Below are 12785 nucleotides of genomic sequence, written 5' to 3' on the forward strand. Positions count from 1 at the left end.
CATCTGTTTCACACGCCGTGTGCACGCCGGGCACGCATATGCCCTTCGCACACGCTCCCCACTCGCCCACCAGGCGAGTTGACTCCTCATGCGCATGCAAGGGATGCGGAACAACCAGATTCGACTACGGAAAGGAGTGGACCCGTGACCGCCGATCCGGAGCATCCCGTGGTCCATGGAGAACTCGCAGAGTTACGGCGCCGCCTCGATGTGGCGTACGCCCGAGTCGAGGGAGGACTCGCCCTGCTCAGTCATCGCACCGAGGAGACCGCCAAGGAACTGGACGAGCTGCACACGCGCATGAGTTCGCTGGAACACGCACGCTGGCCGCTGCCCTCGGTGGCCGCGCTCACGGCTCTGGGAGCGCTGGTCGTGACGGTCTGGCAGACGCTGGCCCACTAACCATCCGCGAGCCTCATGTGATGCAGCAGGAGTAACGCGGCCGCCATGTTGGCGGCCGGGACCTCCCCTCGGGCGATCAGGTCGGGGACGACTTTGAGAGGGACCCATTCCCGGCGGTCCGACTCGAAGTCGTCCACGGGGTGCCCGACGTACTCGGCCCGGTCGGACCAGTAGATGTGGTGCCGGGCGTCGGTGAGGCCGTTGGACGGCTCCACGCTCATCAGGTGGTACAGGGGCCCCGGCCGCCAGCCCGTCTCCTCCTCCAGTTCCCTGGCGGCCGCGCTCGCGATGTCCTCGCCGTCCTCCACCACACCCGCGGCCAGTTCCCAGCCCCAGCTGTCGGTGATGAACCGGTGGCGCCACAGGAGCAGGACTTCGTTGGCCCGGTTGACCACCGTGGCGACGGCGACCGGCCGCAGCCGGATCAGGAAGTGGTCGAGGTGCCGGCCGTCCGGCAGCTCGACATCTGCGAGGTTGACGCTGAACCAGCGGTTTTCATACACAGTTTGTTCGTTCTGTTTCGTCCACTGCACGGTTCTGCCACCTTCCGACGAGTAAGTGGCAATATCGCAGCAGGGACTCTCCAGGCCTACAGCGCAGACCCCGGCCCGGGGCTACAGCGGTACGCGCAGTGCGCCGTCGATGAGTTCGGCGGCCTCGGCGGTTCCGGCCGAGCCGCAGTTCACCAGGTGCTCGCGTACCGCGCGGAGTCTGTCGCGCAGCCGCTGGGACTCCATCCCGCGGGCCTGCTCGGCCATCTGCACGGCGGTGACCACCGCCTTGTCGGCGTTGCCCTGGCGCAGTTCGATCGTGCTGAGCATGGCGAGCCGGTGCACCCGGCCCCGGTCGTGGGCGGGGTTGTCGACCGCGGCCGCCGCGTGCTCCCGCGCGGCGGCGAGTTCACCGAGGCTGAGCAGCGCCTCCGCCACCTGGACGTTGACCAGGCCGGGCTGGACATAGCCGGTCTCGTCGGGCTCGTACCCGCGCCGGATGCGGTCGGCGGCCGTCTCGGCCCGGCGGATGCAGGACAGGGCGCTGCTGCCGTCGCCGAGGTGGGCGTACGCCTTGGCCTGCATCGCGTAGAGGTCGGAGGCGAGCGCCGGGGTGATGTGCTTGCCCGCGGCGCGCAGCGCGGCCTCGGCGAACGCGACGGCCTGCCGGTACTCCTTCATGAACAGGGCCTGGTTGACGAGCAGTGCGATCACGTACGCACCGAGTCCGCGGTCCCCGCTGGCCTTTGCCAGCCTGAGCGCCTGGTGGAAGTAGCGCTGGGCGAGACCGTGCGCGTCGGAGTCGTAGGCGCAGATGCCCGCGATCGCCACCAATCCGCCGGTGGCCCGGTGCAGTTGGCGGCCGGTGGCGTCCGTGTAGCTGCCGCGCAGCAGCGGAGCCGCCTCGGCGTTGAGGAACCCGACGATGCGGGTACGGGTCGCCATGCCGCCGGCCTTGCGGTACATCTGCTCGTAGTGGGTGCGGGCGGCGCGCAGCATCTCGATGTCGGCCGCGGTGACCCGGTGCCGGCCGCCCCGGGAGACGTCCACGTCCTCGGGCGGGTTCTCCCACTCCCACACCGGCATGACCGCCGGGGTACCGGTGACCGCGGGAGCGCCGAGCACATGCGGGCGCTGCTGTTCGTCGGAGCGCCACAGGGCGGTGGCGCGCTCCACGAAGCCGGAGAGCGAGCCGGTGTGCGGGGCGCTGGGCTCGCCGGGGACCCCGAGACCGATGTCGTCCAGGGTGACCGGCCGGTGCAGCCGTCCGGCGAGCACCTCGCAGATCAGGTCGGGCACCTGGCCGCGCGGCCGCTGCCCCTTCAACCACCGCGCCACAGCGGTGTGTTCGTACCGGAGCGCGAGGCCCCTTCGGCGGCCCGCCTGGTTGACGTGGGCGGCGAGACCGGCGTGCGAGATCCCCGCCTCGTCCAGGATCGCGTCGAGCAGAGTGTTGGGCTGCATGAATTGCCCCCCGAGTGGCCTGGTGCCGTCAGCGTAGTGCGTCCGCTTTCACACGGGGTGTGAACGGAGTGCGCGCATCCGCAGTGTGTGCACGCTGTCGCAGAGCGTGTTCTGCCGGTTGACTGGGAGTCCTCGCAAGAGGCCGGCCAAGCCGCCGGCTCCCCCTCAGAAAGCGGCGGCTTGGCCTCTGGCGGTGCCTCGTCCGGACAGTTCGAACTTCCTTCGGTCGTTCCGCAGGACCAGTACCGCCACATCGTCCGCGGGTCGGCCGGCCGTGTGCTGCAGGAGGGCCGTGAACACCGTGCGCAGGACTGTCTGGGGCGTCACCGGTTGATCGCACACGACCTCGCGCAGCACGGTCGGCAGCGAGAAGAACCGGCCGCGGGCGTCTCTGGCGTCCTCCGCTCCGTCCGTGAAGAGGACCAGGGACTCGCCCGGGAGCAGACGGCCGCACGAGGCTGCCGCCAACTCGGCGGGGAGCGGAAACGGGCCCAGGGGCGGGAGCGGGTCGGCGCCCGTGAGGGGCTCCACCCGGGTGCCGCTGAGCAGGTACGGCCACGGGTGACCGCAGTTGAGGGCACGCACCTCACCGTCCCTGGCGATCTCCAGGAGCAGCACGGTGACGAACTCCTCGGCGACCGGCGGGCCGGGGTCCTGCCCGTTCGCCGGGTGGTCGGCACGGGCCCGCTCCCGCAGGTGACGGGCGTGCGCCCGCTCCAGCCGCCGCAGCACATGGCCGAGTTCGGCCTCGTCATGGGCGGCCTCACGGAAGCTGCCGAGGACGGCGGCGACGGTCCCGAGAGCGGCGAGCCCATGACCTCGTACGTCACCCATGACCACACGGACTCCGTACTCGGTGGCGACGGCCTCGTACAGATCACCGCCGATGGCCGCGCCGCGGTCGGCGGACAGTTGGGCCGCCGCCAGGTTCAGCCCGTCGAGGCGGGGCGGCAGGGGCCGTAGCAGCACGCTCTGGGCGGCGCCGGCGACCCGGCGGGCCTGCCTCAGTTCGCGCAGCAGCGCATGCCGGACATGGAATATCAGTGCGGTGCCGACGGCGAAGAACACGGCGCTGGTGACGATGCGCGCGCCGAGACCGTTCTGCTGGGCGAGCGGGCAGCCGAACTTGTACGTGACCGCCACGGCTCCCCAGACCGTGGGCAGTACGGCTCCCCGCGCGGTGGGTGCCCGTGCCTTGATACGGATCATGCCTCTGGTCCCCCATGTGGGCCCTGACAGAGCAGACGGACCGACCCCGAAAGGCCGGTCCGATTCTGTCGAGATGGGTGGCCCGGAAGGACCTGATCCCTCCCGATTCCCACTCAAACGAGTGACCTCACCCCAGTCAACCTGCATTTATGCGGTCAACGGCATGGTCACCAGCCCCATGAGCGCGGCCGGCCGCAGACAACCTGCGGCCGGCCGGCATCAGAACCTCGTACGGTGATTCAGCCCCGGAGCACAGCCCCGGTCCGCTCGCCCGCCAGGGCAACGGCCGCATCCCGGGCAGCAGATGCCTCGTCCACGGTCAGCGTCCGGTCCCCGGCACGGAACCGCAGCGCATAGGCGAGGGACTTCTTCCCCTCACCGAGCTGCTCGGCGTTCTCGTACACGTCGAACAGCCGAATGGACTCCAGCAGCTCACCCGCACCCGAACGCAGCGCGGCCTCGACCTCCGCGGCCGGCACCGGCCCGTCGACCACGAGGGCTACGTCCTGCGTGGCGACCGGGAAGGACGAGATGGACGGCGCCTGCGGGACACCGTCGCCCGCCGCCTCCAGCGCGTCCAGGTTCAGCTCCATCGCGCAGGTGCGCTCGGGCAGGCTCAGCGCCTTGGTGACCCGCGGGTGCAGCTCACCCGCGTGGCCCACGACCTGCTCCGTGCCGTCGGCGACGACGACCAGCTCGGCGCAGCGGCCGGGGTGCCAGGGACCGTACTGCCCCTTGCGCACGACCAGCTCCGCACCGGCCTCACGCGCGACGGCGCGCGCCGCCTCGACCGCGTCGGCCCAGCCGGCCGGACGGCCGCCGCCCCACCAGCCGGCCTGCTCGCGAGCGCCCGTCAGGACGACGGCCACGTGCCGCGGCTGGTCGGGCAGCGCGGCGTTCAGCTCCGCGATCTCCTCGGCGGTGGGCCGCCGGTCCACGGACAGGTGCCCGGCGACGCGCCGCTCCTCGCGGGGCCGGAAGACCAGGCCCGTCTCGAAGAGCGCCAGGTCGTGCGAGCCCCGGCCGGCGTTGCGCCGCATGGCACCCAGCAGGCCCGGCAGCAGGGTCGTACGGAGCGCGGGCTCCTCGTCGTTGAGCGGGTTGACCAGCTTCACGACACGGCGGGCCGGGTCGTCGGCCTCCAGGCCGAGCTGGTCGAAGACCTGCTCGCCGACGAACGGGTAGTTCGGCGCCTCGACGTAGCCCGCGCCGGCCAGCGCACGGCCGGCCCGGCGGTGCAGCCGCTGGCGGTGGGTCAGACCGCGGCCCGAGGGGAGCTTGGGCAGCGTGGAGGGCAGGTTCTCGTAGCCCTCCAGCCGGATGACCTCTTCGGCCAGGTCGTTCGACTCGAGGAGGTCGGGCCGCCAGGACGGGACGGTGACGATCAGCTCGTCCTGCCCGTAGACGTCGCAGCCGATCTCCTGCAGGCGGCGCACGACGGTCTCGCGGCCGTAGTCCACGCCCGCGACCTTGTCCGGGTGGTTCGCCGCGGTGGTGATCGTGTGCGGGGCGGAGGGCGCGACGACCTCGGTGACGCCGGCCTCGGCCGTACCGCCCGCGAGCAGCACCAGCAGGTCCACGGTCCGCTGCGCGGCGGCCGCGGCGGCCTGCGGGTCGACACCCCGCTCGAAGCGGCGGGAGGCTTCCGAGGACAGCTTGTGGCGGCGGGCCGTACGCGCGATGGAGACGGCGTCGAAGTGGGCCGCCTCCACGACCACGTCGGACGTGGCGTTCTCAAGGTCGTCGTGGTCGGCGATCTCGGTGTTGGCGCCGCCCATGACACCGGCGAGGCCGATCGGGCCGCGCTCGTCGATGATGACGAGGTCCTCGGCGTGCAGCTTGCGCTCGACGCCGTCGAGGGTGACGAGCTTCTCGCCCTCCTCGGCCCGGCGCACGCCGATCGTGCCCTGGACCAGCTTTCGGTCGTAGGCGTGCAGCGGCTGGCCCAGCTCCATCATCACGTAGTTCGTGACGTCGACGGCGAGCGAGATCGGACGCATGCCGACCTTCTGCAGCCGGCGCTGCAGCCAGATCGGGGAGCGGGCCTCGGGGCTCAGACCGGTGACGGTGCGGGCGGTGAAGCGGTCGCAGCCGGCCGGGTCGGAAACCTGCACCGGGTAGCCGAACGCGTTCGGGCCGGGGACGTCGAGCAGCGCCGGGTCGCGCAGCGGCAGGCCGTAGGCGATGGCGGTCTCGCGGGCGACGCCGCGGATGGACAGGCAGTCGCCGCGGTTGGCGGTGACGGCGATGTCGAGGACCTCGTCGACCAGTTCCAGCAGCTCGATGGCGTCCTTGCCGACCTCGGTCTCCGGCGGCAGCACGATGATGCCGTGGCTGCCGTCGTCACCCATGCCCAGCTCCTCGCCGGAGCAGATCATGCCGTGGGACGTCCTGCCGTAGGTCTTGCGGGCGGCGATCGAGAAGCCGCCCGGCAGCGTGGCGCCGGGGAGGACCACGACGACCTTGTCGCCGACGGCGAAGTTGCGGGCGCCGCAGACGATCTCCTGGGGCTCGCCGGTGCCGTTGGCCCGGCCGACGTCGACGGTGCAGAAGCGGATCGGCTTCTTGAAGCCCTCCAGCTCCTCGATGGTCAGCACCTGGCCCACGACCAGCGGGCCCTTGAGGTCGGCGCCGAGGTGCTCGACGGTCTCGACCTCGAGACCTGCGGAGATGAGCTTGGCCTGGACGTCGCGACCGGTCTGAGTCGCCGGCAGGTCGACGTACTCCCGCAGCCAAGAAAGCGGGACCCGCATCAGATCTCCATCCCGAACGGCCGGGTGAACCGGACGTCACCCTCGACCATGTCTCGCATGTCTTCGACGTTGTGGCGGAACATCAGCATCCGCTCGATGCCGAACCCGAAGGCGAACCCGCTGTACTTCTCCGGGTCGACGCCGCAGGCGGCCAGCACCTTGGGGTTGACCATGCCGCAGCCGCCGAGCTCGATCCAGCCCTCGCTGGAGCAGGTGCGGCAGGGCCGGTCGGGGTTGCCGACGGACTCGCCCTTGCAGACGTAGCAGAGCATGTCCATCTCGGCGCTCGGCTCGGTGAACGGGAAGAAGTTCGGCCGCAGCCGGGTCTTCATGCCCTCGCCGAACAGCGACTGGACCATGTGGTCCAGGGTGCCCTTGAGGTCGGCCATGGTCAGGCCCTCGTCCACGGCGAGCAGCTCGACCTGGTGGAAGACCGGGGTGTGCGTGGCGTCCAGCTCGTCCGTGCGGTACACACGGCCGGGACAGATCACGTAGACCGGCAGCTCGCGGTCGAGCAGGGAGCGGATCTGGACGGGCGAGGTGTGGGTGCGCAGCACGACACCGGACTCGGAGCCGCCGTCGGGACCCTGCACGAAGAAGGTGTCGGCCTCGCCGCGGGCCGGGTGGTCCGGGCCGATGTTCAGTGCGTCGAAGTTGAACCACTCGGCCTCGACCTGCGGACCCTCGGCGACCTCGTAGCCCATGGCCACGAAGATGTCCTCGATCCGCTCGGAGAGCGTGGTCAGGGGGTGGCGGGCGCCGGCCGGGACGCGGTCGAAGGGGAGCGTGACATCCACGTCCTCCTCGACCAGCACACGGGCGTCGCGCTCGGCCTCCAGCTCGCCCTGGCGGGCGGCGAGGGCCTTGTTCACGGCGCCGCGGGCCATGCCGACGCGTTTACCGGCCTCGGCCTTGGCATGCGGGGGCAGGGCGCCGATCTCGCGGTTGGCGAGGGCCAGCGGGGAGGCGGGGCCGGTGTGAGCGACCTTGGCCTCGTGGAGCGCGTCGAGGGAGTCCGCGGCGGCGAAGGCGGCGAGCGCCTCGTCCCGCATGCGCTCGATCTCTTCCGGTTTCAACGCCTCGACCTCGACAGGGTCGTACGACTTATTGGGTGCCGACATCTTTTCCCGTGCTTCCGATTGGCTGGCGGATGGTCCCCGTCACCGACTCGCGAGGGCCGCGTGAAGGACACAAAGGTGCCAAAGGCCGAGTCTAACGGGGTGGGGGTGGACGAATGGCCCGTGGGCCGCTAGGCGAGATACGCCGGGGCTGCCACGGGCAACGTAAATCGGAACTCGGCGCCGCCGCCGGTGGCGCGGCCGACCGTGATGAGGCCGCCGTGGGCTTCGACGATGCCCTTGACGATGTACAGCCCCAGACCCGTGCCACCGCGCTTGCTGCCCCGCCAGAAGCGGGTGAAGACGCGGTTCATGGATTCCTCCGGGATGCCGGGCCCCTCGTCGCTCACCGTGACCGACGTGCCGGTTTCCTCGCCTTCGCGCGGGGATGCCGAGGGCGTGACATCAATGGTGACGGTTCCCTCGCCGTGCCGCACGGCATTTTCCAGCAGGTTGCTGAGCACCTGGTCCACCTTGTCGGGGTCGGCCCACAGGGCGGGCAGCGGCTGCTCGATGCGCAGCAGGAAGCGGTCGGCGGGCTGCCCGGCGGCGACGTAGGCCTGGATGTGCCGGCCGACGGCCGCGCCTATGTCCACGGGCTGGCGCCTGACCTCCAGCCGCCCGCTGTCGATGCGGGAGATGTCCAGCAGCTCGGCGATGAGCCGGGTGACGCGGTCGGCGTCGGCGTCGACGGTCTCCAGCATCAGCCGTTTCTGGTCGTCGGTGAAGCGTTCCCACTTGGCGAGGAGCGTGGCGGTGAAGCCCTTGACGGAGGTCAGCGGGGAGCGCAGTTCGTGGGCGACGGTGGCGATCAGCTCGGCGTGGCTGCGCTCGGTGCGGCGGCGGGCCTCGGTGTCCCGCAGGCAGACGACGACGCGGTGGACGGCTCCGAGGGGTTCGGCGCGCACGTACCGGGCCGAGACCAGCACCTCCCGCCCGCCGGGCAGCAGCAGGTTGCGCTCGGGCTGCCGTACCCGGATGGCGAGACCGCCGTAGGGGTCGGTGAACTGCCACCAGCGCCTGCCCTCCAGGTCCTCCAGGGGCAGGGCCCGCTCCAGCTGCTGCCCGAGGGCGTCGGCGGCACGGACGGCGGTGATGCGTTCGGCGGCGGCGTTGAAGCAGATCACCCGGCCGTCGTCGTCGGCGACGACCAGGCCGTCGGGCAGCTGGTCGGGGTCGATGCCGAGGTCGGTCTCGGCGCAGGCACCGTGCCGGGGCGCGGGGGTGCGGCGCACGTCCCGCCCGTCCGGCGCAGTGCTGGTGCCGACCACACTCATCCCCGTACCCCACCTCTCAGACGGCGCAGGGCCCCGAGCTGGCCACCCTACTAGCTCTCGGTGACGGAGCGGCACCCTTCGGAGGCGCGCTGTGCACGGGCCGACGCATAGAGACATACGGCGGCGGCCGTCGCGAGGTTCAGGCTCTCGGCCTTCCCGTGGATGGGGACGCGGACGACGGCGTCGGCGAGGTCTCGGGTCTCCTCCGGGAGCCCCCAGGCCTCGTTGCCGAACACCCAGGCCGTGGGTCCGCCCATCGTGCCCTTGTCCAGTTCCTCGTCCAGATCGCGGTCACCGGCTCCGTCGGCGGCGAGGATCCGGACGCCGGCGTCCTTCAGTCCCGCCACGGCGTGCTCGACGGGTACGCCGACGGCGACCGGCAGATGGAACAGGGAGCCCACGGAGGCGCGTACGGCCTTGGGGTTGTACAGGTCGACGGAGGCGTCGGTGAGGACGACCGCCTCGGCGCCGGCGGCGTCGGCACAGCGCAGCACGGTGCCTGCGTTGCCCGGGTCGCGGACGTTCGCGAGTACCGCGACGAGCCTCGGCCGGGCGGCGAGAACGTCCTCGAAGGGGGTGTCCAGGAACCGGCAGACACCGACCAGTCCCTGCGGGGTGACGGTGGTGGAGATGTCGGCGATGACCTCCTCGGAGGCGAGGTGCACCCGGGCACCGGCGCCGCGGGCCTCTCCGATGATGTCGGCGTACCGCTCCGCGGCCTCCACGGTGGCGAACAGCTCGACGAGGGTCGCCTGCCCGCCGGCCCGGTGCCCGGCGGCCTCCCGCACGGACTGCGGCCCCTCGGCGAGGAACAGCCGGTCCTTGCCCCGGAAGTTCCGCTTGGCGAGCCGCCGCGCGGCGCTCACACGGGCGGACCGGGGGGAGATCAGCTCGGGGCTGACGGGGGGCATGAAAGTCACCTCTGCTTCGAAACACAAGCGGACCCGCAGGCTTCCGCAGCCTGCGGGTCCCTTCAGTCACGCGGCCTGGAGCCGACGCGGCGTCACGCAGCCTTGGGGGCGTTCACGTCCGCCGGCAGCGCCTTCTGGGCGACCTCGACGAGGGCGGCGAAGGCACCCGCGTCGTTGACGGCCAGCTCGGCCAGGATCTTGCGGTCGACCTCGACGTTCGCGGCCTTCAGACCCTGGATGAAGCGGTTGTACGTGATGCCGTTGGCGCGGGCAGCGGCGTTGATGCGCTGGATCCACAGCTGACGGAAGTCGCCCTTGCGCTTCTTGCGGTCGTTGTAGTTGTAGACCAGCGAGTGGGTGACCTGCTCCTTGGCCTTGCGGTACAGGCGCGAACGCTGACCGCGGTAGCCGGAGGCCGCCTCGAGGATCGCCCGGCGCTTCTTGTGGGCGTTGACTGCCCGCTTGACGCGTGCCACTTGTTAACTCCTTGTAGCGGGGCCGTGGGGGTACTCACACGACCCGGAAACGATTGGGTCCCGGTCCAGACGTACGGCGCTCGGACGGCGCCGCGACGTCACTTGCCGAGAAGCTTCTTGATCTTCGCGGCGTCGCCCGGGGCCATCTCGGCGTTGCCGGTGAGGCGACGCGTCACGCGGGACGACTTGTGCTCGAGCAGGTGGCGCTTGCCGGCGCGCTCACGGAGCACCTTGCCGGAGCCGGTGACCTTGAAGCGCTTGCTGGCACCGCTGTGCGACTTGTTCTTCGGCATAGCGCCGTTCTCTCCTCGTCGGTGGCGTTCCGGTGCCCGGTCGTGAAACCGGGCACGGTGGAACGTCGCTCTTGTATCGGTTACATCCTTGGGGCTCATGCCCCCGGGATCACGCCTCGGCGGAAGCCTCGGCAGGGGCCTCAGCGGCCTCAGCGGTCTCGGCGTTCTCGAGGTCCGCGGCGTTCTGCGAGCGGCCCGGGTTGGCCTTCGCCTCCGCCTTGCGGGCCTCCTGCGCCTGACGCGCCTCGGCCATCGCCTCGGTCTTCTTCTTGTGCGGACCGAGAACCATGATCATGTTGCGGCCGTCCTGCTTCGGGTTCGACTCGACGAAACCGAGGTCCTGGACGTCCTCCGCCAGCCGCTGCAGCAGTCGGTAGCCGAGCTCCGGCCGGGACTGCTCGCGACCACGGAACATGATCGTGATCTTGACCTTGTCGCCCTGCTTGAGGAACCGGACGACGTGACCCTTCTTGGTGTCATAGTCGTGCGGGTCGATCTTCGGCCGGAGCTTCATCTCCTTGATGACCGTGTGCGCCTGGTTCTTGCGCGCCTCACGGGCCTTCATGGCCGACTCGTACTTGAACTTCCCGTAGTCCATGAGCTTGCAGACGGGCGGACGGGCGTTCGCCGCGACCTCGACCAGGTCCAGGTCGTACTCCTGCGCAAGCTCCAGTGCCTTCGCCAGCGGGACGATGCCCACCTGCTCGCCACTGGGACCGACAAGTCGCACCTCGGGAACGCGAATCCGGTCGTTGATGCGGGGCTCGGCGCTGATGGATCCTCCTCGGTAGCACCACACGGCGGTCTGGCGGACAGCCGCGTATGTCTCTTTTCGTTAGACCTAACCGCGCCGAAGCACAAAAAATGCCCCGGCCGATCACAGGCGGGGCTCCAACGACAACCGGAGCACCGCCGCGGTGACCGCGGGGCGCACATCGGGCGACTCCATCGTCCGTACGGAACGATGGTGGCCGCCTGACCGGATGACCCGCCGTCCCTCGGGACGGTCAGGTGGGAGATCGGAGCCTCCACTTGTTGGCCGGACACAGTCATGTCCAGCCGGTCGCCAACCAGATTAGCAGGATCGCTTGACAAGGGCTAATTGAGGCCGGGTGGGGCTGATGAAGACACCCTCCCGCCCTCGCCTATCGTGTGAGGCATGAGTGAGACCCCTCCTGAGAACACCGACTTCGACGCGATGACACGGGACATCGCCGAGGTCCCCGCCGTCGAGGTGATCGTGACGGTCGCCGTCAACCTGATGAGCGCCGCCGCCGTGAAGCTCGGGCTGAGCGAGGAGGGCGACAAGTACAAGGACCTGGACGAGGCCCGCAAGCTGATCACCGGTCTCGCCGGACTGCTGGACGCGAGCGCGACCGAGATCAGCTCCTTCCACGCGGCCCCGCTGCGCGACGGCCTGAAGTCGCTGCAGCTGGCGTTCCGCGAGGCGTCGATCGTCCCGGACGAGCCGGGCCAGGGTCCGGGCGAGAAGTACACCGGGCCGGTCTACGGCTAGACCGGCCACGACCGACCGATCTCCGTACGGGGACTCACCCCGTACGGAGACTCATCGCGTGCGGCGAATCATCCCCGCACGAACAAGGGCTCGCCCGGAGGGGTGGTCCCGGCCGGCAGCAGTGCCAGGTCGAGGCCGCGCACCAGGCGGGCCCGCAGTGTTTCGTCGGCGGCCAGCCGCTCGGCGACCGCGCGGGCGGCCTCGGCGGGCGCGGCGGCCGGGTCGAGGACGAGGGCGAGGGTGCCGTCGGCCCGGCCGGGACCCAGGTGCGCGCGGAGCACGGCGGGCTCCGCCGCCACGGCCGCGCGGACGGCCTCGACGACGGCCGGGTCGGCGAGCGGGTCGGTGCTGGTCCGGCCCTCGGCGAGGGCGAGCAGCGCGGGGCCTGTCAGTTCGAACGGCACCGGTCCGGCCAGGTCCAGGACGACCGTGTCCGCCTTCTCGTGCGCGGCGGCCTGCAGCGCCTGGTGCAGGGGTACGGCGACCGGGCGGGCCGCCGGGTCCCAGCGGGCCAGGGAGTCGGTGGAGGTGAACGCGGGCAGGGCGGTGCGGCCGGCGGCCTTCAGCGTGGGTACGGCCATGTCGCTGGTCTTCTCGCGGCGCAGCCCGTTCTCGTCCTCCTCGACCTCGCCGAGCACGGCCACCACGGGCACGAGCAGCCGGGCGCCCCTGAGCGCCTCCAGGACGGGGCCGACGGCGGTGCGGTCCTCGGCCCAGGCCGCGAGCGCGGCGCTCAGCCGGGGGTCGGCGGAGCCGTCGTCGTCGGAGAAGCCGGGGTCGGGAATGTTCTTGTTCGCCACGGTCACCGACCCTATAGGGGGGAAGCTGCCGGGCTTGTGCGGGGCCGGAAGCCGGGCCGGCACCGGCCTCACAGG

At 71.0% G+C, this 12785-nt stretch carries 13 protein-coding genes; 2 read left to right on the forward strand and 11 right to left on the reverse strand.

Annotation, left to right across the window (positions count from 1 at the left end; all coding sequences use genetic code 11):
* The first annotated feature begins 144 nt into the window (after positions 1-144).
* A complete protein-coding gene (locus tag AC07DS_RS10370; RefSeq protein WP_145881316.1) occupies positions 145-402 on the forward strand; it encodes a hypothetical protein in 258 nt (85 codons plus the stop codon).
* Here the strand turns inward: AC07DS_RS10370 and AC07DS_RS10375 are convergent.
* From AC07DS_RS10375 to infC, 10 genes are all read right to left on the reverse strand, one after another.
* The gene (locus AC07DS_RS10375; RefSeq protein WP_479144037.1) at positions 399-935 is read right to left on the reverse strand and encodes an NUDIX hydrolase; all 537 of its coding nucleotides are present in this window, start codon (positions 933-935) and stop codon (positions 399-401) included. The two genes, AC07DS_RS10370 and AC07DS_RS10375, sit on opposite strands and share 4 nt — an antisense overlap.
* Before the next feature lie 81 nt (positions 936-1016).
* The gene (locus AC07DS_RS10380) at positions 1017-2357 is read right to left on the reverse strand and encodes an NsdA family TPR-like regulatory protein (RefSeq protein ID WP_145881318.1); all 1341 of its coding nucleotides are present in this window, start codon (positions 2355-2357) and stop codon (positions 1017-1019) included.
* A 165-nt stretch (positions 2358-2522) separates the two neighbouring features.
* Complete coding sequence (locus AC07DS_RS10385; RefSeq protein ID WP_479144038.1) at positions 2523-3566, reverse strand: PP2C family protein-serine/threonine phosphatase; 1044 nt, start codon at positions 3564-3566, stop codon at positions 2523-2525.
* A gap of 239 nt (positions 3567-3805) precedes the next feature.
* Positions 3806-6319, reverse strand: a complete 2514-nt coding sequence (gene pheT / locus AC07DS_RS10390) for a phenylalanine--tRNA ligase subunit beta (RefSeq protein WP_479144039.1) — start codon at positions 6317-6319, stop codon at positions 3806-3808.
* Complete coding sequence (gene pheS, locus AC07DS_RS10395; RefSeq protein ID WP_145881323.1) at positions 6319-7440, reverse strand: phenylalanine--tRNA ligase subunit alpha; 1122 nt, start codon at positions 7438-7440, stop codon at positions 6319-6321. The genes pheT and pheS overlap by 1 nt, the downstream gene beginning before the upstream one ends.
* Before the next feature lie 128 nt (positions 7441-7568).
* Positions 7569-8714: a sensor histidine kinase gene (locus AC07DS_RS10400; protein WP_479144040.1), complete on the reverse strand. Its 1146-nt coding sequence runs from the start codon at positions 8712-8714 to the stop codon at positions 7569-7571.
* Positions 8715-8764: 50 nt separating this feature from the next.
* The gene (locus AC07DS_RS10405) at positions 8765-9625 is read right to left on the reverse strand and encodes a TrmH family RNA methyltransferase (protein ID WP_479144041.1); all 861 of its coding nucleotides are present in this window, start codon (positions 9623-9625) and stop codon (positions 8765-8767) included.
* A gap of 92 nt (positions 9626-9717) precedes the next feature.
* On the reverse strand, positions 9718-10101 hold the full coding sequence (gene rplT / locus AC07DS_RS10410; RefSeq protein WP_018549117.1) for a 50S ribosomal protein L20: 384 nt from the start codon (positions 10099-10101) through the stop codon (positions 9718-9720).
* Between the two features lie 98 nt (positions 10102-10199).
* Positions 10200-10394, reverse strand: coding sequence for a 50S ribosomal protein L35 (gene rpmI, locus AC07DS_RS10415; RefSeq protein ID WP_004933563.1), 195 nt, complete (start codon positions 10392-10394; stop codon positions 10200-10202).
* A 109-nt stretch (positions 10395-10503) separates the two neighbouring features.
* Positions 10504-11193, reverse strand: coding sequence for a translation initiation factor IF-3 (gene infC, locus AC07DS_RS10420; protein WP_479144042.1), 690 nt, complete (start codon positions 11191-11193; stop codon positions 10504-10506).
* Between the two features lie 360 nt (positions 11194-11553).
* Here infC and AC07DS_RS10425 point away from each other — a divergent pair, with 360 nt between their 5' ends.
* Complete coding sequence (locus AC07DS_RS10425) at positions 11554-11910, forward strand: DUF1844 domain-containing protein (protein WP_145881329.1); 357 nt, start codon at positions 11554-11556, stop codon at positions 11908-11910.
* A gap of 68 nt (positions 11911-11978) precedes the next feature.
* On the opposite strand, the gene AC07DS_RS10430 is transcribed toward AC07DS_RS10425, so the two are convergent.
* Complete coding sequence (locus AC07DS_RS10430; protein ID WP_479144043.1) at positions 11979-12710, reverse strand: SseB family protein; 732 nt, start codon at positions 12708-12710, stop codon at positions 11979-11981.
* Positions 12711-12785: the final 75 nt, after the last annotated feature.

The organism is Streptomyces sp. NPDC044064 (genome assembly GCF_056434245.1).